The sequence below is a fragment of the Roseibium sp. AS2 genome (assembly GCF_038900065.1).
In the GTDB taxonomy this organism is placed as follows: Bacteria; Pseudomonadota; Alphaproteobacteria; order Rhizobiales; family Stappiaceae; genus Roseibium.
The window spans coordinates 167,031-185,427 of record NZ_JBBMQN010000005.1 but is presented as its reverse complement, the minus strand read 5'-3'; the positions used below and the strand labels follow the sequence as shown (position 1 = coordinate 185,427).

Sequence of the window (18,397 nt, the reverse complement as noted above, 5' to 3'; positions counted from 1 at the left end):
GCGTGGAGGGATCAAGATGACACTATTGGACGGACGAACGGAACCGTCACGGGAAGCGTCCGCTTCAGACCTGTTCGAGAAGACGCGAGCGCAATCGCTCGCTCTGGCCGCTCCCCTGAGTGACGAAGACATGGGCCTGCAATCGATGGAGGATGCCAGCCCTCCCAAATGGCACCTGGCACACACGACCTGGTTTTTCGAGGAGTTCATCCTGAAGCCCTCGCTTCCGGGCTACCGGCCCAGGGACGACCGCTTCGCATTGCTGTTCAACTCCTACTACGTCCAGGCCGGCCCCAGGCACACAAGGTCCAGGCGCGGGCTTCTGTCCAGACCGTCCGTTCCCGACGTGTTGAGCTACCGTGCCCATGTGGAGGACGCCCTTCGCGACGGTCTTGACCGGGACGCGTTCGAACTGGAGGGAGATCGGCTCGACGAGTTGATCACGCTTGGCTGCCATCACGAGATGCAGCACCAGGAACTGCTGGTCACCGATCTTCTCAACGCCTTTTCCTACAATCCCCTGCTGCCCGCCTATCGCGCCCCCGGCCCTGCCCAGGTCAGTGCGGTCAGCACGCCCGGCTGGACCTGTCACGACGGCGGCCTGATCGAGATCGGTCATGACGGCACGGGCTTCGCCTATGATTGCGAGGGTCCGCGCCACAAGGTCTGGCTGGAGCCCTACCGGCTTGCCGACCGTCCGGTCACCAACGGCGAATGGATCGCCTTCATGGAAGACGGCGGCTACACCGACCAGACGCTCTGGCTGATGGAAGGCTGGGCCGTGAAGGAGCAAAACCGCTGGGACAGCCCGCTCTACTGGTGGCGTCAGGACGACGCCTGGTGGACCTTCACGCTGCAGGGCCCGCGGCCGGTCGACCTTGCCGCCCCCGTGGTGCATGTCAGCTACTACGAGGCTGACGCCTTCGCCCGCTGGGCCGGGCACCGTCTGCCCACGGAAGCCGAATGGGAGGCTGCCGCCGCGGCGACCCGTATCCAGGGAAATTTCCTGGACAGCGGCGCACTGGTTCCGGTCGGCCGCCGGCCCGGCCTGTGGGGCGATGTCTGGCAATGGACCTCCAGCGCGTTTTCCCCCTATCCCGGCTTCACGCCACCTGAGGGTGCGATCGGCGAATACAACGGCAAGTTCATGGTGAACCAGATGGTCCTGCGCGGCGGTTCCTGCGCCACGCCGCAACGCCAGATGCGCGCGTCCTACCGCACCTTCTTTTATCCGCACCAGCGCTGGCAGATGCTGGGCCTCAGACTGGCGGGCGATCAATGACCAAACATGCAATTCCCGACGAACAGGTGCAGATCTTCCGCAAGGACATCCTTGATGGCCTGACACGCGCGCGCAAGACGATCTCCAGCAAGTGGCTTTACGACGATGTCGGTTCGCATCTGTTCGAAGCGATCACCGAGCTCGACGCCTATTATCCGACACGCACGGAACTGGAGATCCTCAAGAAAAATGCCGCGAAATACCGGCGTCTGCCGGGCGCACGCGGTGCCATGGTGGAACTCGGCAGCGGCTCGAGCCGCAAAACCGACCTGCTGCTCGATGCCTTCCAGGATCTGTCGGTCTATATGCCGATCGATATTTCGGCCAACCACCTGAAAGCCGCCGCCGAGCGGGTGCGCCGGGCCTATCCGTCGCTTGCCGTGATCCCGGTCGCAGCCGATTTCACCCAGCCGTTCGGCAAACTGCCGTTGTTGCCTGAGTTGCCGGTGCTCGTGTTCTTTCCCGGCTCCACCATCGGCAACTTCGAAACGGCCGAAGCCGCGCGGCTGTTGCGCAACATCCGTGAGGCCATGCCGGGTGCGACGCTGATCGCCGGTGTCGACCGACCCAAGGCGGAGGACGTTCTCCTGGAGGCCTATGACGATCCCGCCGGGATCACGGCGGCTTTCAACCAGAACCTGCTCCAGCGGATCAACCGGGAGCTGGATGCGGATTTCGATCTGGCCGCCTTCACGCACAAGGCGGTCTGGAACGCCCCGGAAAGCCGTGTCGAGATGCATCTGGAGAGCCTCAAGACCCATACTGTGACGATTGCCGGCGAAGACATTTCCTTCGCCAGGGGCGAGACGATCCACACGGAGAACTCTCACAAGTACAGCCTGGAGGCCTTTTCCGCCATTGCCGGCCAGGGCGGCTGGCGCATTCTGGACGCGGATACCGACCCGGACGGCCTGTTCGCCGTCTACATGCTTCAGACGTGCTGAGCGGCATGTGACCGGTCCGGTGCCGGCCGCGTGCCGGCACCGGACCAAACTCTGCAAGCCTATTCGATCCGTGCGATGAAGCCGGACAGGATCGGATTGAATTTCTCCGGATACTCCCAGAACATCATGTGACCGCCAAAGGCATGGACGTCGCTGTTCGGCGTGTGTTTGGCAAGATAGGCCTTCGCGGTGTCCGCCCAGTGATCGGCGATCACGAAGGACGACGGCATGCGCGCATCCACCTCCCTTGCGGTTTCCAGGTAGTTGCTGAAATTGCCCGCCGCGAGATAGGCCGCTGCCACCCAGGGCGGTGACTGTGTCGACTGGTCGACGATCCAGCGCTCGAGATCGGGCGTGTAGTCCTGCTCGATCATGATTTCATCGGCATACCAGTTGATGACATCGCGGTGCCCTTCGGCGGTCTGCACACCGCCGTAGAACTCGGCGATTTCGGACACGCTGCCCTCGGCCCAGTCACCGTCCCTGCCGGTCAGGGGCGTCGGCGACAGATCGATGCACATATGCGCGGAGGCCGCGTCCGTCGACCGGACCTTGATGAACTCCCACGTCGCCAGACATCCGAACGACCAGCCGACCAGCACAGGTTTTTCGACCTTCAGATAGTCGAGCAGGCTGCCAAGGTCCGCGCCCTGGGTGACGTAGTTGTTGCCTTCCATCGTCACCGTGGACCGGCCGTGGCTGCGCGGGTCGAAGGCGATCACCCGGTTGGTTTTCGAAAACGCCGCGAGTTGGTGTTCGAAAACCTCGGTGGTGAATGTCCATCCGGGTACCAGCACGATCGGCTGCCCCGATCCCTGGTCCTCGTAATAGATATCGACACCCGGTTCGACCTCGAAATAACCGCCCGCGAAGGCGGGCCCGCTTAAGACCAGCGAGAGCACACCGGACACCAGCGCATTGGTTCTGAAAACAGTCATGATCTTATCCTTCCCTACTCCAACAAATGGAAAAGCCCAGTCTCCCCAACGGATTGTAACACAATTTAAACCATAAAGTGTATACACCAAAAAGATTCAATTTATACGTGTATTTTTATCATTGCAAATACGCTCAAATGGCCCGGACTCCTCGGCAATCATCCGGATTGGCGAAGGTGACCAGACGGCAGCACGCACCGGACTTACGTCGGGTTCTTCTCGGGATTTTTTGACGGCGAAACATTTGTTTCAAAAATTGACAAGGCGAAAGACAAATGAAACAGTAACCCCATGGAAACCATTTCGCCGCCACAGCTCAAATCCGCAATTTCGGCCAATTACACCGATCTCAGCGAGACATTGCGCATCGCGGCCGACTATGTAGCTGAAAACCAGGTCGAAATTGCCACACGCAGCCTGCGTGCCGTGGCATCGGCGAGCGGAGTTTCGCCAGCGAGCTATACCCGGCTTGCGCGGGCCCTCGGCTACCCGGATTACGAGACCTTGCGCGAGCAGGCACGGGCGGAACTCAGCCGGAGGGGAGACGACACCTTCCAGAACAAGGCAAGGCGGCTGCAGTCGGATGCCGGCCAGCCCCTGCTGCCGCGCCAGGTGTCGGCGTGTATCGACAACATCAAGGCCCTTGTCGACGACATCGATCCCGCCACCCTTGAAGCTGCCGTCGAATGCCTTGAGGCATCCCGCAAGATCGTCCTGATCGGCGCCCTCGCCTCTGCCGGGTTCACCGATTATTTCGCCTATCTCGCCAAGTGGTTCGATGACCGCTGGGTCGTGGCGGGCCGCAACGGCGCCACGCTCGGCAGCACCCTGGCCGGGGTCTCGTCGGCCGATACGGTGGTGATCATCTCCAAGCACCCTTATGCCCACCGCTCCGTGCGCGCCGTCGAGGTTGCCGCCGATCGCGGTGCGAAGGTCATCGTGCTGACCGACAGCCACGCGTTTCCAGGCTTGCGGTTCGCCGACTTTCACTTCATACAACGCACTGAAAGTCCACACTTTTTTTCATCTTACGCGGCCACGCTTGTGCTTATCGAAACCATCACAGGCATGCTGGTCGCGCGAGCCGGATCCGAAGCGGAAGCCCGGATCAGAGACGTCGACAAGCACAACCGCTTGCTCGACGAGTTTGAAAATGTCTAGGGTGGGAAAAGCCACACCTTGACTCAAGAGTTTCATAAAAAGAGGGAAGCCTAGTCAAATGACGATGAAACTGAACCTTGCAGGCGCCGTTCTGGCGACCAGCATCGCATTCACCGGCGCTGCCTCCGCGGAGGAGTTCATCACCATCGGGACCGGCGGTGTGACCGGTGTTTATTACCCGACGGGCGGCGCGATCTGCCGTCTGGTCAACAAGGGCCGCAAGGAGCACGGCATCCGCTGCTCGGTCGAATCCACCGGTGGATCGGTCTACAACATCAACACCGTTCGCGAAGGCGAGCTTGAATTCGGCGTGGCCCAGTCAGACTGGCAGTATCATGCTTACAACGGCACCTCGAAATTCGAGGACAAGGGTCCGTTCGAAGAGCTGCGCGCTGTCTTCTCCGTGCATCCGGAGCCGTTCACCGTGGTTGCCCGCGCCGACAGCGGCATCAAGAACTTCAGCGACCTGAAGGGCAAACGCGTCAACATCGGCAACCCGGGCTCGGGTCAGCGCGGCACGATGGAAGTGCTGATGGAAGCCATGGGCTGGACCACCGATGATTTCACCCAGGCGACCGAACTGAAAGCGGCCGAACAGTCCGCCGCCCTGTGCGACAACCAGATCGATGCCATGGTCTACACGGTCGGTCACCCGTCCGGTTCCATCCAGGAAGCCACCACCGCATGTGATTCCGTTCTGGTGAACGTCGACGGAGCAGCGGTCGACAAGCTGGTGAACGAGAACAGCTACTACCGTACGGCGACGATCCCGGGCGGCATGTACCGCGGCAATGACGCAGACACCAACACCTTCGGCGTCGGCGCCACCTTCATCTCCTCCGCCAACGTTCCCGAGGAAACCGTCTACGTCCTGGTGAAGTCGGTCTTCGAGAACATTGATGCGTTCAAGAAGCTGCATCCGGCATTTGCCAACCTGAAGCCGGAAGAAATGGCCAAGGACGGCCTGTCCGCCCCGCTTCATCCGGGCGCAGCCAAGTACTACAAGGAACAGGGCTGGATCAACTAAGCCTGACGACAACATGCGGGTCCGGTCTTGTACCGGGCCCGTTTTCGCACGCAGGACCAAAACAGCCTGTCCGATGCGCGCCTATGAAATTTTGAACAAAACATGTTCCGGCGGGCCACAACCGACCGGATCCTACTGTGCACAGCGCCGGCGCTGACCTTCAGCCGGAAGACCGGGGGAACTTCATGTCTGATCAGAACCAGCCGAACGGCCGGGACACGCGGCAAGGCCTGTCCGAAGCGGAACTTCAGGAACTCGTCGCCTCCTCCGATTCCGGATCAAGGAACCCCGCGGGCCCCGTCGGCCTCATGATCGCGGGCATTGCGCTGGCCTGGTCCTGTTACCAGGTGCTGCTTGCCTCTCCCATCGTCTACTACGTGCTGCCGTCCGACCTGATCAACAACAGCCGGCAATTGCACCTGGCCTTTGCCATGTTCCTGGCCTTCATGGCCTACCCCGCCCTGAAGAGCAGTCCACGGCACCGCATTCCGATCCAGGACTGGGCTCTGGCGTTCTTCGGAGCCTTCATCTCGCTGTACGGCTTCTTCTTCTATGACAAGATCGTCGCCAATGGCGGACTGGCCGACCATACAGACAAGTGGTTCGCGCTAGCCGGCATCATTGTCCTGTTCGAAGCCGCGCGCCGGGCTCTGGGTCCCGCCATGGCCCTGGTCGCCACCGTCTTCCTGCTCTACGTCTTCTTCGGATCGTCCGGATGGGTTCCGGAAGTCATTCGCTGGAAGGGAGCATCTCTGCAAAAGGCGATGAGCCACATGTGGATCACGTCGGAAGGCGTGTTCGGCATCGCCCTCGGCGTCTCCACCAAATTCGTGTTCCTTTTTGTCCTGTTCGGGGCCCTGCTGGACAAGGCCGGAGCCGGCAACTATTTCATCAAAATGGCCTTCGGTGCGCTCGGCCACCTCAAGGGCGGCCCGGCAAAGGCCGCAGTCGTCGGCTCCGCCGCGACGGGCCTGATTTCCGGTTCCTCGATCGCCAACGTCGTCACCACCGGCACATTCACCATTCCACTGATGAAGCGGGTCGGCTTCTCGTCCGAGCAGGCCGGCTCCGTTGAGGTCGCCTCATCCGTCAATGGCCAGATCATGCCGCCGGTCATGGGGGCAGCCGCCTTCCTGATGGTCGAATATGTCGGCATTTCCTACGTGGAAGTGATCACGCATGCCTTCCTGCCCGCGGTTATCTCCTATATCGCGCTGGTCTATATCGTGCATCTGGAGGCGGTGAAGCGGAACATGCCCGTCATCGGCCACAAGGCCGTGTCGACCTTGCGCACGGTGCTGGGAATGTTCTTCTTCTTCGCCGGGTTCGCCGCGCTGTGCTACGGCATCCAGTATCCGATCGGATGGGTTGTCGCCCTGGTTCCGGAAGGCGCCGGCTGGGTGCTCGCCCTGCTGGTGTTCGCCGCCTATCTGGCGCTCCTGAAACTGGCCTCCACCGTAGACGACCTGCACCCGGACGACCCGAACGCCAAGGAAGTCACACTTCCGGAAATCTCCGAGATCTACAAGGCCGGGCTCTATTACCTGCTGCCGATCGTCGTGCTGGTCTATTTCCTGATGATCGAGCAGAAGTCACCGGGTCTGTCCGCTTTCTGGGCAACCGCGCTGCTGTTCGTGATCCTCCTGACCCAGCGGCCGATCAAGACCGTGTTCCGGGGTGAAAGCGAAACCTTCGAGGCCACGAAGGCCGGTTTCGTCGATTTGCTGAACGGCATGATCGACGGTGCCCGCAACATGATCGGCATCGGCCTTGCGACCGCGACGGCCGGCGTGATCGTCGGCACGGTCACGCTCACGGGGATCGGCCAGGTGATGGCCGACCTGGTGGAGTTTGTCTCCGGCGGCAACCTGATCCTGATGCTGATCTTCGTCGGCATCCTGTCGCTTGTGCTGGGGATGGGCCTGCCGACCACCGCGAACTACATCGTCGTGTCCTCTCTCATGGCCGGCGTCGTGGTTGAACTCGGCGCCCAGTCGGGCCTGATCGTGCCCCTGATCGCGGTGCATCTGTTCGTGTTCTATTTCGGCATCATGGCGGATGTGACGCCACCGGTGGGACTGGCGTCCTTCGCGGCCGCGGCGGTGTCGGGGGGCGACGCCATCAAGACGGGCTTCATCGCGTTCTTCTATTCCCTCAGAACCGTGGCCCTGCCCTTCGTGTTCATCTTCAACACCGACCTGCTGCTGATCGATGTCACGGTGACCCAGGGCATTCTGGTCTTCATTGTGTCGACGATCGCCATTCTGGTGTTCACCGCCGGAACCATGGGCCACTTCGTCACCAAGAGCCGTATCTACGAAAGCGTCGCCCTGGTGCTGATCGCCTTCGTCCTGTTCCGGCCGGACTACTTCATGAACCTGATCCAGCCTCCCTTTGAAACGGTGCAGCCCGCGAACATCGTTTCCGCCATCGGCGACGCGCCGGAGGGAAGCGAAGTCCGGATGGTTCTGAGCGGTCCCGACTTCGATACCGGCGACATCACGGAAACCAGGATCCTCCTGAACCCCGGACCGGAAACGGGAGGCGAGGCACGGCTCACCGCTCTCGGCCTGACCACTCTGGACGAGGACGGCGTGCTGAAGCTCGACGAACCTTTCCCCGGAACACCCTATTTCGAACAATTGGGCAATTTCGACTTTTACGGTGACGAACCGGTCATCGTGAAGGAAGCGAATATCGAAGCCGACCAGTTGCCGAAGGAACTGATCTTCATTCCGGGTCTGCTGCTGCTGCTGCTCGTCTACCTGCTGCAGAAAAGCCGGGCCGGCAAGGCTGTCCGTGAAGAAGGAGTAACGGCATGACGAAATCCGTATTGTGCGCGGTCGACGTGCAGCAGGACCACGATACCAAGGTGCTGCAGATTGCCGACAAGCTCGCCCGCCTCGAGAATGCCCAACTGGACGTCATCTCCGTTGTTCCCAGCGCCGGAATCAACATGGTGGCTTCCTATTTCGACGAAAACTTCCAGGGCCAGATGGTCGAGGATACGAGGAAAAAGCTCACCGAGAAGGTCGGAACCGTGCTCGGTGAAGAGCGCAACAAGGATATCCGCCACCTCGTGGCGACCGGGTCGATCTACGAGGAAATCCTTGAAGTGGCGAAGAAGACCGGCGCCGACCTGATCGTCATCGGCGCGCATCAGCCTCATCTGAGTGAATATCTGCTCGGGCCCAACGCCGCCCGGGTCGTCCGCCATTCGAAATGCTCGGTCTATGTCGTGCGCGGCGAGTAATCCTGTGGTCAACCGCCTGCCGGCAAGGCGCATTTAGCCGCTCCGCCTCACGACTGAGCAACCGCGGCCGGGCGCGCCTTTGGCCGTCACGGTGCGAATGCCCTCCGGGATCACGCCCGGAGGGTCAGCGCCAGGGCAAACGCGCCCACGACGACAAGGCTGGCCGCCCACAAACGGTCCAGGTTGAACCAGGCCTTCTGAAGGAACCGAAGCCCGAGCCAGAAGTAGACCCCGAAGGCCAGCAGACTGCCGGCCACGGCCATGGCCAGGGTATGAACGGCAGCCACGATCAGCGCCATGCGGACATCTGCCGCCATCAGGGTTCCCGCAGCGTCGTGCCCGGCATCCGCATTCACCGCGCAAATGCCCAGATAGATCGGCACGAGCATCAACCCGGCGCCATGGGCATTGGCGACCAGGAACGACCAGAGACCAAGTCTGGCCGGTGAGATTCGTGCCAGAAAGCGCGGATGGCGCGTATTGACGAGCAGGTAAATCCCCAACCCGATGACCAGGCAGGCGGCGCCCAGACGGATTTCCCTTTCCAGAGCCACCAGGGTGATCATCGCCGAAAAGGGAAGAAGTATCACCAGCATTGCCGCCAGATGGCCGGCCGCCAGCGCCAGCAGCGCGCGCGGCAGGGCCAGCACCCGCTGTTCCATGAGGGCGGCCGACACCGCCAGCGGCCAGCCCATGCCCGGGTTCAGTCCGTGATACAGACCAGATGCGACGACGGCCCACCAAAGGGCCGCCACGCTCATCTCGTCCAAGGTCTAGACCGACGGAAAGCAGAAACTGTCGGTCGAACAGTCGCCACCTTCGAGCCGGATCTGATGCGAGCGGTAGCCGTCTGGAAAGGTCACCCAGAAATCCGGATCCAGTGACAGCCCGCCACCGGGCGCGGCCCGTGCCATGACCATGGCTGCACCGCGCTCGCCCGGATAGAACTGGTCGTCCCAGGTGGAATAGAGCGAGTTGGTCCAGTAAACCCGCTGACCGTCCCGGCTGATCTCGACCATCTGCGGTCCATAGCCGAACGCCTGTCCATTGGGATGCGGAGACTTTTTCACGATCCCGCCGATCTCGACCTTGCCGGCCAGCTTGGGGTTCATCGGATCAGACACATCATACTGGTGCATTTCTCCCGTACCCCAGCAGGCCACATAGAGAAACCTGTCGTCCAGGCTCAGATCGATGTCCGTTACCAGCGGCGGCACGGCCGAGAAGCCCTTCAGAAGATCCGGCAGATCCGCGGGATCGGCAGGCTGGGGGTCGATGGTGGCGGTCTTCTTGGCTTCGAAGGTGCCATCGTCGTTGCGCCACCAGGTGAAGATCGCGCCCTGCAGATTGGTCGTATCGACCACGACCCCACAGAACCCGAATTGCTTGGCCGGATCATGGGCGGGCCGGATCTCGAGAGCCATCTGGTGATTTTCGCCCAGATCGATGGTCTGGATGTTCTTCCGTCCGCGCAAATCCCAGAAATGCAGTTTGTGTCCGTATTTGTTGGACAGAAGGTCTCCCGCGACGATGCCGTTCTCGAACTGTGGCGGCAATCCCCATTCCGACGACACCATGTAGTCGCGCGGCAGGTTCCACCAGAAATCATAGTGTTTGTCCTGGATGCCACGATCCATCTCGTAGCGGCCGAGAATATCGAAGGTTTCGCAATCCATGATGAAGATCCCGGGAGGTCCGTCCGTGCCGTCCGGTCCACCGCCGCCGAGCGTCGATACGTAAATCCCTTCCGGGCCGCAATGGATCGTGTGCGGGCGGGAATAGCCGGTCTTGGAGAAAACCTCTTCCGGTTCGATGATCTTGTGAATTTTCGCCTTCAGGGGCTCTTTCACGTCAATGACGTAGATCCGCGAAGACCGGATGCCCGGAATGATCAGATAGCGGCGCTCGAGAAAGGCATGTCCGGTCAGCGGAGACAGGGCAGAGGAACAGGCATTCCAGCCGAAGTGATGGAACTCATCTCCCTTGTTCGGCATCAGAACGGTGTGCACGATCTTGCTGTAGTCGGGGCTCTCCGCGTCGACATTGACAACGGCGAGACCGTCCGGCTGCGAAAAATCCGGACTGAGCATCAGGGTAAAGGCCAGTTTTTCCGCCGGTGCTTCCATTGCCATGCGCGCGGTTGGGTAAAAACTCGGATCTGGTCTCAAATTCATGACGTGCTCCCTCGAATACGATGAAATTCAAGACGGGAGTTCCGTTATGTTCTTGATTTTGCGGAATTCCCGAAAAGCCGCAGACGCTGTTTTGATGCTTCTTGCAACCTCCCGAAGACTTCGCACCGGTCTGCCAAAATGCTGCCTTCCGATTGCAATCAGCAGAGCATGCCCGATTAACCCATGCGGGTCGATGGTGAAAACACATCCTAACTTTGACCGCCAGCGCAGCACCAATGGACTGCAACAGGAGAATTGACGACAACCAGGTTCTATTTTTTTAGCACTTCGCGCAATTTAGATCCTCCAAACAGAGAACGGTACTAGGCATTGCGACTGCCGCCGCCTATTTTATCGTAAGATTGCGATAGGTTGCGTGCGCAGGCGCGTCGCCGGTCGCCGCCGATCAATGCCTGACCCGTTGCGGAGACATGCTTCATGAGTGACCTCACCTACACCCCGCCAAAAGTCTGGACCTGGGACCAGCCGAGCGGTGGCCAGTTCGCCAGTATCAACCGGCCCGTTTCAGGCGCGACGCATGACAAGGAGCTGCCGGTCGGCAAGCATCCCTTGCAGCTCTACTCCCTGGCAACGCCCAACGGGGTCAAGGTCACCGTGATGCTGGAAGAACTGCTGGCACGCGGCCACGCAGGCGCGGACTATGATGCCTGGCTGATCCGGATCGGCGACGGCGACCAGTTCTCCAGCGGTTTTGTCGGTGCGAACCCGAATTCAAAGATACCGGCTTTGGTCGATCACTCGACGCAGCCCACGACACGCGTGTTCGAATCCGGCTCGATCCTGCTTTATCTGGCGGAAAAATTCGGAGAATTCCTGCCGCAGGATCCGGCGGCGCGCACGGAAACCCTGAACTGGCTGTTCTGGCAGATGGGGTCCGCCCCCTATCTTGGCGGCGGCTTCGGGCATTTCTACGCCTATGCGCCGGAGAAATTCCAGTATCCCATCGACCGTTTCGCAATGGAGACCAAGCGCCAGCTCGACGTGCTCGACAAGGCCCTTGCCGAGCGGCCCTACATTGCCGGGGACGACTATACCATCGCGGACATCGCGATCTTCCCCTGGTATGGTGGCATGGTACTCGGGCGGGCTTACGGCGCCGCAGAATTCCTGTCGGTGCACGAGTACAAGCACCTCACCGCTTGGGCCGAGAAGATCGACGCCCGCCCCGCTGTCGTGCGCGGCCGCATGGTCAACAAGGTCACGGGCGAGGACCACGAGCAGCTTGCGGAGCGCCATGACGCCAGCGACCTGGATGCCAAGACCGGCCTCGGCAACGCGGCGGAGTAGCACCGGACGACGGCGGACGGACCGAAGCGCGTCCGTCCGCCGCGTCAGCAAATGCGCCTGTGCGGCAATCGGTCAAACCGAATTGAGTATGGCTGCCCGGGACCGTTTTCGTAAAAGCTGTCCTGTCCGGGAAACCGGGCCATTGTCCCGTTCCGGGGCCGTTTCGGGTCCGTTTCGGGTCCGGGAACCGCGCCAGCGCCGTGAAAATGTCCCGCCATGGGCCGCAGCCGAAGTGTGGCGAAACCGTGCATATTCAAGGCAATCACACCTTGTCATCAGTAAAAATATCGTTTCTAAATTCGCCTCATGTTTGTGAGGGACCGGGCGATGCGGAGGAGTCAATTCGCCAGGTCAACCGATCATCCCTTTCCTCGACACCTTGTTGGAGCGACGAATGCCTGAAGCCCTGATAATCGGTACACCAAAGGAAACCTTTCCCGGGGAGAACCGGGTGGCGATGACGCCGGAGTCCGCAAAGCAGCTGCACAAGCTCGGGTATACCTGCCTCATACAGAGCGGCGCCGGCAAGGCCGCCGGTTTTTCCGACGCGGCCTATCAGGAAGCGGGTGTTGAAATCGTCAAGACGGCCCCGAGCCTTTGGAAAAGATCCGACATCATCACCAAGGTGCGTCAGCCGGACGAAAAGGAAACGGGCTATCTTGCCAAGGGCAAAACCCTGATTTCCTTCTTCAACCCGGGCGGCAACGAAACCGGACTTGAAGCTGCCAGGGCCAAGGGTGCCAGCGTGATCGCCATGGAAATGGTGCCGCGGATCTCGCGCGCGCAAAAGATGGACGCACTCAGTTCCATGGCCAACATCGCCGGTTACCGTGCGGTGATCGAAGCCGGCAACAATTTCGGCCGATTCTTCACCGGCCAGATCACCGCCGCCGGCAAAGTTCCGCCGGCGAAGGTGCTGGTCGTCGGCGCCGGTGTCGCGGGCCTTGCCGCCATCGGCACGGCCACGTCGCTCGGCGCGGTAACCTATGCCTTCGACGTCCGCCCGGAAGTTGCCGAACAGGTCGAATCCATGGGTGCGGAATTCGTCTATCTGAATTTCAAGGAAGAGCAGCAGGACGGCGCCGCGACCGGCGGCTATGCCAGTGTCTCCTCTCCCGAATTCCGGGAAGCCCAGCTCGCCAAGTTCCGCGAACTCGCCCCGGAAATGGACATCGTCATCACCACGGCGCTGATCCCGAACCGCGACGCGCCGAAATTGTGGCTGGAAGACATGGTCAAGGCCATGAAGCCGGGCTCGGTGATCATCGATCTCGCCGCCGAGCGCGGCGGCAACGTGGAAGGCACGGTCAAGGACGAGAAGGTCGTCACCGACAACGGCGTGACCATCGTCGGCTATACCGATTTCCCGTCCCGGATGGCGACACAGGCCTCGACGCTCTATGCCACCAACATCCGTCACATGATGACCGACCTGACACCGGAGAAAGACGGCCGGGTCGTTCACAACATGGAAGACGACGTCATCCGCGGGTCGACGGTGACCCATGAAGGCGAAATAACCTTCCCGCCGCCACCGCCGAAAGTTCAGGCCATCGCAGCCAAACCCAAGGAAAAGCCGAAAGAGCTGACGCCGGAGGAAAAGCGTGCCGCTGAAGTTGCCGCCTTCAAGGCGCAGACCAGGCAGCAAGTGTCTCTGCTGGTCGGCGGCGGTCTTCTGCTGCTGCTCGTGGGGCTGATCGCCCCGGCCAGCTTCATGCAGCATTTCATCGTCTTCGTGCTCGCCGTCTTCGTCGGTTTCCAGGTGATCTGGAATGTCAGCCACGCCCTGCACACGCCGCTCATGGCGGTGACCAACGCCATTTCGTCGATCATCATCCTCGGCGCCATAATGCAGATCGGGTCCGGGTCCTTCCTGGTGATCCTGCTGGCCGGTCTGTCCATCTTCATGGCCGGGATCAACATCTTCGGCGGTTTCCTTGTCACCAGGCGCATGCTTGCCATGTTCCAGAAATCCTAAGGAGGCCGAGCCATGGAATTCGGTTTCACGACGGCTGCCTATGTGGTTGCGGCTGTACTGTTCATTCTTTCTCTTGGCGGCCTCTCGGGGCAGGAAAGCGCGAAACGCGCGGTCTGGTACGGCATTGCCGGCATGGCGCTGGCGGTTGCCGCCACGCTGATCGGCCCGGGCTCCGGCCTGTGGCTCCTGTCGGTGCTGCTGATCGCCGGCGGCGGGATCATCGGTTACTACGTGGCACAGCGCGTGCAGATGACCGAGATGCCGCAACTGGTTGCGGCGATGCATTCGCTGGTGGGCCTGGCCGCCGTTTTCGTCGGCTTCAACGCTGATATCGAACTCGGACGGGTCCTCGCCATGGGAGCCGAGGAACGCGAAGCCCTGGAAGGGTTTGCCGCGATCCTGGCGCACAAGAGCCCGGTCGAACAGTCGATCCTCAAGGTCGAGGTCTTTCTCGGCGTCTTCATCGGCGCGATCACCTTCACCGGGTCGGTCGTCGCGTTCGGCAAGCTGGCCGGCAAGATCACCTCCAAGGCGGAAAAGCTGCCGGGCGGCCACATGCTCAATGCCGGTGCGGGCATCCTCAGCCTGATCCTGCTGATCCTGTTCCTGAACGGCGCGGGAATCTGGACACTTATCCTGGTGACGCTGCTGGCGTTCTTCATCGGCTATCACCTGATCATGGGCATCGGCGGCGCCGACATGCCGGTGGTGGTATCGATGCTGAATTCCTATTCGGGCTGGGCCGCGGCGGCTATCGGCTTTTCGCTCGGCAACGATCTGCTGATCGTCGTCGGTGCCCTGGTCGGGTCCTCCGGCGCGATCCTGTCCTACATCATGTGCAAGGCGATGAACCGCTCGTTCATCTCCGTGATCCTCGGCGGCTTCGGCAACACCACCGGGCCGGCGATGGAAGTGGAAGGCGAGCAGATCGCCATCGACGCCGATGGTGTGGTCGCCGCGCTTGAAGACGCGGACAGCGTCATCATCGTTCCGGGCTACGGCATGGCGGTGGCCCAGGCCCAGCAGAATGTCGCCGAGCTGACCCGGCGCCTGCGCGCAAAGGGCAAGACTGTCCGTTTCGCGATCCACCCGGTCGCCGGGCGCCTGCCCGGCCACATGAACGTTCTGCTGGCCGAAGCCAAGGTGCCTTACGACATCGTCATGGAAATGGACGAGATCAACGAGGACTTCCCGGAGACGGACGTCGTCATCGTGATCGGGTCCAACGACATCGTCAATCCGGCCGCACAGGAAGACCCGAATTCTCCTATCGCCGGCATGCCGGTGCTGGAAGTGTGGAAGGCCAAGCAGGTCTTCGTTTCCAAACGCGGCCAGGGCACGGGCTATTCAGGTATCGAGAACCCGCTGTTCTACAAGGAAAACACGCGGATGTTCTACGGCGACGCCAAGGCCAGCCTCGACAAGCTGCTGACCCAGATCAGCTGAGAAGGCAGTCTTTTCGACTTCGAGCCACCCCGGCCCCGGGGTGGCTCAGCTTGTTGACATATTCGGGCGGTCATCAACTCTGTTGAAAGAAAGAGATGCTGATTGCCACCCTCGGCGTCACCCCGGCCAAGCGCAGCGCAGAGCCGGGGCCTACTCGCGATGCCGCTTGCTGAGGTAGCAGCGGTTTGCGCAAGCCGTGCTGCGAACGGCTGCGCTCCTTACGCTTGCCAGAAGGTCAGCATATGCCGTGTTCTCCGGGACACCCAACAAAGCCTCTGCGAACGAGTAGGCCCCGGATCTTCGCTGCGCTGCGTCCGGGGTGACCCCGAGGGTGGGGGGATGCCGGGGATCGCAGCTCAGGTTTACCGGACCAATTCCCCATCCGGGTCACCCCGGCACGGTCGCCTGTCACTGGTCTCCCGGAATTTCTTTCCGGGAGACCAGCCCCATCATAACATCACCTGAGACAAACATTCCCGGACGGTCTGCAGCAGAGCTGCATGGCCAGAGCCGGAGCCTAGAGCAAATCGCATTTAATCGGAATCGCTTTTCGCTTTCTGGAACCGGGAGTTCCAACGCAAAAAGCGATGCTGATTTTTCCGTTTAAATGCGACACGCTCCAGCGTCAACTTCGCGCCGCTGACGCGTCTTTATTCATGATTTCTGATACTTGAATTGCTGTGGCGCTCGCATTCGCTCGCACTGACATTGCGGCTTCCGGACCATCGCGCAGCCTTGCCGCCCTTGTCCGGAATGGCGAACCGAGGGACCGTCAGCAAGAAGCCGCCCTGCGAAGGGCGGCTTCGGTTTTTCACCAGATCAGGAACGTTCTCATTTGAACTTCTTGATCTCACCGGATTTCAGCCGGCTCAGGTAGCTGTTCATTTCCTTCTTGACGATCGGCATCAGGGCGTAAAGCGCGATGATGTTGACGACCGCCATGGCGAAAATGGCCGCGTCGGAGAAGTCGATCACCGGCCCCAGGCTCGCAGCCGCGCCGATCACGACGAAGATGCAGAACAGGATCTTGAACACCAGTTCCTTTGACTTGCCTTCGCCGAACAGGAAGGTCCAGGCTTTCAGCCCGTAATAGGACCAGCTGATCATGGTGGAGAAGGCAAACAGCACCACCGCGATCACCAGCACGTACTGGAACCAGCCGAAGGCCGAGGAGAACGCCGCCGAAGTCAGGGCCACGCCGGAATTGCCCTCGACCGTCTGAATGGCCGAGCCGCTCTCGTTGAGCAAGTAGAGGCCCGTTGTCGGGTCCGCGACCAGTTGCCCCGTGATGATAATGACCAGAGCGGTCATGGTGCAGATGACGACCGTGTCGATGAACGGCTCCAGCAGGGAGACGAAGCCTTCCGTGATCGGTTCCTTGGTGCGAACAGCGGAGTGGGCGATCGCCGCCGAACCGACGCCTGCCTCGTTGGAGAAGGCTGCCCGCTTGAAGCCCTGGATCAGCGCACCGACCATGCCGCCCGCGACACCCAGACCGCTGAAGGCGCCTTCGAAGATCTGACCGAAGGCCCAGCCGATCTTGTCGGCATTCATGAGAATGATCACCAGCGCGGTGACGACATAGAGAACCCCCATGAAGGGCACGACCTTTTCGGTCACCGAAGCAATGGACTTCAGACCGCCGACGATGACCGCGAACACGATCCCGGCAAAGATGATGCCCGTGATCCAGCCCGGATAGTCACCCACGACATTCGAGATCTGGGCATGCGCCTGGTTGGCCTGGAACATGTTGCCGCCACCAAGCGCGCCGAGGATACAGAACACCGCGAACACGACGGCCAGCACCTTGCCTGCGGGGAAGCCGCGTTCCTCGAAACCCTTGGTCATGTAGTACATCGGGCCGCCGGACACCGTGCCGTCCGCGTATTCGTTGCGGTACTTCACGCCGAGCGTGCACTCGGTGAATTTCGACGCCATGCCCATGAGACCGGCCAGGACCATCCAGAACGTTGCCCCGGGCCCGCCGATGCCGACCGCAACGGCCACACCTGCAATGTTGCCCAGACCCACGGTGCCCGACAGCGCGGTTGCCAGGGCCTGGAAATGACTGACTTCTCCGGCATCATTCGGATCCGAGTAGTCACCGCGCACCAGAGCGATGGAATGCGGAAACGCCTTGAACTGAATGAAACCAAAATAGAGCGTGAAGATCGTGGCCGCGACCACGAGCCAGGCCACGATCCAGGGGAACGACGTTCCGGGAAAGGGACTGAAGATGAAACTGACGAACCAGCCCGTCGAGCTGGCAAACACGGCATTGACCTGTTCATCGATCGTTTGAGCCATGGCCGGTGCGGACGCACAGAGCGAGGCTGTCGCGGCAAAAGCCGCAGCGCTGAAATTTTTCATGCTGGAATTCACCTTCTGAAATCACGGAACGATGGTGATCGGAACCGGAGCGGCCTGCGCCAGGCTGCCGGCCACGGAGCCGAAGATACGGGTCGAAAGACTGGAATGGCCCGTTCGGCCGATCACCAGATGTTCAACGTGTTCATCTTCGGCAATCTTGATCAGCGTTTCCGCAATGTGGCCGTAGCGCAGCGCCGAGGTGACTTCCAGGCCACTGCCTTCCAGTTTCTTCAAAACAGGCGCCAAAACCGCCTTGTCCGCGCGTTCCAGCTCCTCTTTGCGCCTCGCGTGACGTTCCTCGATTTCATTGGGTGTCAGGAAAGTATAGGGCGACCACTCCAACACATGAGCAATCACAAGTCCGGCCCCACTGGCCTTGGCGAGACCAGCAGCGAATTCAAGCGCATTCGCGGCGCCTTCACTGCCGTCATATCCGACGACGATTTTCTTTGACATGTTCTGTTCCCCTGTCATGCGGCAATTTGCCGTAGAAAGAATTTACCTTGCTAAAAA

Annotated in this window: 14 protein-coding genes; 9 read left to right on the top strand and 5 right to left on the bottom strand. The window is 60.9% G+C overall.

What is annotated here, in order from left to right; translation table 11 throughout:
• Window positions 1-16 precede the first annotated feature (16 nt).
• Both egtB and egtD read left to right on the top strand, forming a co-directional pair.
• A complete protein-coding gene (gene egtB, locus WNZ15_RS16000) occupies window positions 17-1,282 on the top strand; it encodes an ergothioneine biosynthesis protein EgtB (RefSeq protein WP_342893995.1) in 1,266 nt (421 codons plus the stop codon).
• The gene (gene egtD / locus WNZ15_RS15995) at window positions 1,279-2,226 is read left to right on the top strand and encodes an L-histidine N(alpha)-methyltransferase (RefSeq protein ID WP_342893994.1); all 948 of its coding nucleotides are present in this window, start codon (window positions 1,279-1,281) and stop codon (window positions 2,224-2,226) included. The genes egtB and egtD overlap by 4 nt, the downstream gene beginning before the upstream one ends.
• Window positions 2,227-2,285: 59 nt before the next feature.
• Here the strand turns inward: egtD and WNZ15_RS15990 are convergent, their stop codons facing one another.
• On the bottom strand, window positions 2,286-3,164 hold the full coding sequence (locus WNZ15_RS15990; RefSeq protein WP_342893993.1) for an alpha/beta hydrolase: 879 nt from the start codon (window positions 3,162-3,164) through the stop codon (window positions 2,286-2,288).
• Window positions 3,165-3,455: 291 nt separating this feature from the next.
• On the opposite strand from WNZ15_RS15990, the gene WNZ15_RS15985 reads away from it, so the two are divergent.
• The 4 genes from WNZ15_RS15985 (at window position 3,456) to WNZ15_RS15970 (ending at window position 8,605) form a co-directional block, all read left to right on the top strand.
• Complete coding sequence (locus tag WNZ15_RS15985) at window positions 3,456-4,325, top strand: MurR/RpiR family transcriptional regulator (protein WP_342893992.1); 870 nt, start codon at window positions 3,456-3,458, stop codon at window positions 4,323-4,325.
• Window positions 4,326-4,389: 64 nt separating this feature from the next.
• Complete coding sequence (locus WNZ15_RS15980) at window positions 4,390-5,352, top strand: TAXI family TRAP transporter solute-binding subunit (protein WP_342894366.1); 963 nt, start codon at window positions 4,390-4,392, stop codon at window positions 5,350-5,352.
• A gap of 185 nt (window positions 5,353-5,537) precedes the next feature.
• On the top strand, window positions 5,538-8,174 hold the full coding sequence (locus WNZ15_RS15975) for a TRAP transporter permease (RefSeq protein WP_342893991.1): 2,637 nt from the start codon (window positions 5,538-5,540) through the stop codon (window positions 8,172-8,174).
• Window positions 8,171-8,605 (top strand): universal stress protein, encoded by a 435-nt coding sequence (locus tag WNZ15_RS15970; protein WP_342893990.1) that lies wholly within the window; start codon window positions 8,171-8,173, stop codon window positions 8,603-8,605. The genes WNZ15_RS15975 and WNZ15_RS15970 overlap by 4 nt, the downstream gene beginning before the upstream one ends.
• 110 nt (window positions 8,606-8,715) lie before the next feature.
• On the opposite strand, the gene WNZ15_RS15965 is transcribed toward WNZ15_RS15970, so the two are convergent.
• The gene (locus tag WNZ15_RS15965; RefSeq protein WP_342894365.1) at window positions 8,716-9,366 is read right to left on the bottom strand and encodes a hypothetical protein; all 651 of its coding nucleotides are present in this window, start codon (window positions 9,364-9,366) and stop codon (window positions 8,716-8,718) included.
• 12 nt (window positions 9,367-9,378) lie between these two features.
• Window positions 9,379-10,779 (bottom strand): selenium-binding protein SBP56-related protein, encoded by a 1,401-nt coding sequence (locus WNZ15_RS15960; RefSeq protein ID WP_342893989.1) that lies wholly within the window; start codon window positions 10,777-10,779, stop codon window positions 9,379-9,381.
• Between the two features lie 438 nt (window positions 10,780-11,217).
• On the opposite strand from WNZ15_RS15960, the gene yghU reads away from it, so the two are divergent.
• The 3 genes from yghU to WNZ15_RS15945 all read left to right on the top strand — a co-directional run bounded on the left by yghU (window position 11,218) and on the right by WNZ15_RS15945 (window position 15,511).
• On the top strand, window positions 11,218-12,087 hold the full coding sequence (gene yghU / locus WNZ15_RS15955) for a glutathione-dependent disulfide-bond oxidoreductase (protein WP_342893988.1): 870 nt from the start codon (window positions 11,218-11,220) through the stop codon (window positions 12,085-12,087).
• Window positions 12,088-12,493: 406 nt separating this feature from the next.
• The gene (locus tag WNZ15_RS15950) at window positions 12,494-14,065 is read left to right on the top strand and encodes a Re/Si-specific NAD(P)(+) transhydrogenase subunit alpha (RefSeq protein ID WP_342894364.1); all 1,572 of its coding nucleotides are present in this window, start codon (window positions 12,494-12,496) and stop codon (window positions 14,063-14,065) included.
• A gap of 12 nt (window positions 14,066-14,077) precedes the next feature.
• Window positions 14,078-15,511: an NAD(P)(+) transhydrogenase (Re/Si-specific) subunit beta gene (locus WNZ15_RS15945; RefSeq protein WP_342893987.1), complete on the top strand. Its 1,434-nt coding sequence runs from the start codon at window positions 14,078-14,080 to the stop codon at window positions 15,509-15,511.
• 831 nt (window positions 15,512-16,342) lie between these two features.
• Here the strand turns inward: WNZ15_RS15945 and WNZ15_RS15940 are convergent.
• Both WNZ15_RS15940 and WNZ15_RS15935 read right to left on the bottom strand, forming a co-directional pair.
• A complete protein-coding gene (locus WNZ15_RS15940; protein WP_342893986.1) occupies window positions 16,343-17,884 on the bottom strand; it encodes an alanine/glycine:cation symporter family protein in 1,542 nt (513 codons plus the stop codon).
• 21 nt (window positions 17,885-17,905) lie between these two features.
• Window positions 17,906-18,340: a universal stress protein gene (locus WNZ15_RS15935; RefSeq protein WP_342893985.1), complete on the bottom strand. Its 435-nt coding sequence runs from the start codon at window positions 18,338-18,340 to the stop codon at window positions 17,906-17,908.
• Between the last annotated feature and the right edge of the window lie 57 nt (window positions 18,341-18,397).

Coding starts and splice junctions, on each gene's coding strand:
- egtB (WP_342893995.1), top strand. CDS start 17: ATGACACTATTGGACGGACGAACGGAACCGTCACGGGAAGCGTCCGCT.
- egtD (WP_342893994.1), top strand. CDS start 1,279: ATGACCAAACATGCAATTCCCGACGAACAGGTGCAGATCTTCCGCAAG.
- WNZ15_RS15990 (WP_342893993.1), bottom strand. CDS start 3,164: ATGACTGTTTTCAGAACCAATGCGCTGGTGTCCGGTGTGCTCTCGCTG.
- WNZ15_RS15985 (WP_342893992.1), top strand. CDS start 3,456: ATGGAAACCATTTCGCCGCCACAGCTCAAATCCGCAATTTCGGCCAAT.
- WNZ15_RS15980 (WP_342894366.1), top strand. CDS start 4,390: ATGAAACTGAACCTTGCAGGCGCCGTTCTGGCGACCAGCATCGCATTC.
- WNZ15_RS15975 (WP_342893991.1), top strand. CDS start 5,538: ATGTCTGATCAGAACCAGCCGAACGGCCGGGACACGCGGCAAGGCCTG.
- WNZ15_RS15970 (WP_342893990.1), top strand. CDS start 8,171: ATGACGAAATCCGTATTGTGCGCGGTCGACGTGCAGCAGGACCACGAT.
- WNZ15_RS15965 (WP_342894365.1), bottom strand. CDS start 9,366: ATGAGCGTGGCGGCCCTTTGGTGGGCCGTCGTCGCATCTGGTCTGTAT.
- WNZ15_RS15960 (WP_342893989.1), bottom strand. CDS start 10,779: ATGAATTTGAGACCAGATCCGAGTTTTTACCCAACCGCGCGCATGGCA.
- yghU (WP_342893988.1), top strand. CDS start 11,218: ATGAGTGACCTCACCTACACCCCGCCAAAAGTCTGGACCTGGGACCAG.
- WNZ15_RS15945 (WP_342893987.1), top strand. CDS start 14,078: ATGGAATTCGGTTTCACGACGGCTGCCTATGTGGTTGCGGCTGTACTG.
- WNZ15_RS15940 (WP_342893986.1), bottom strand. CDS start 17,884: ATGAAAAATTTCAGCGCTGCGGCTTTTGCCGCGACAGCCTCGCTCTGT.
- WNZ15_RS15935 (WP_342893985.1), bottom strand. CDS start 18,340: ATGTCAAAGAAAATCGTCGTCGGATATGACGGCAGTGAAGGCGCCGCG.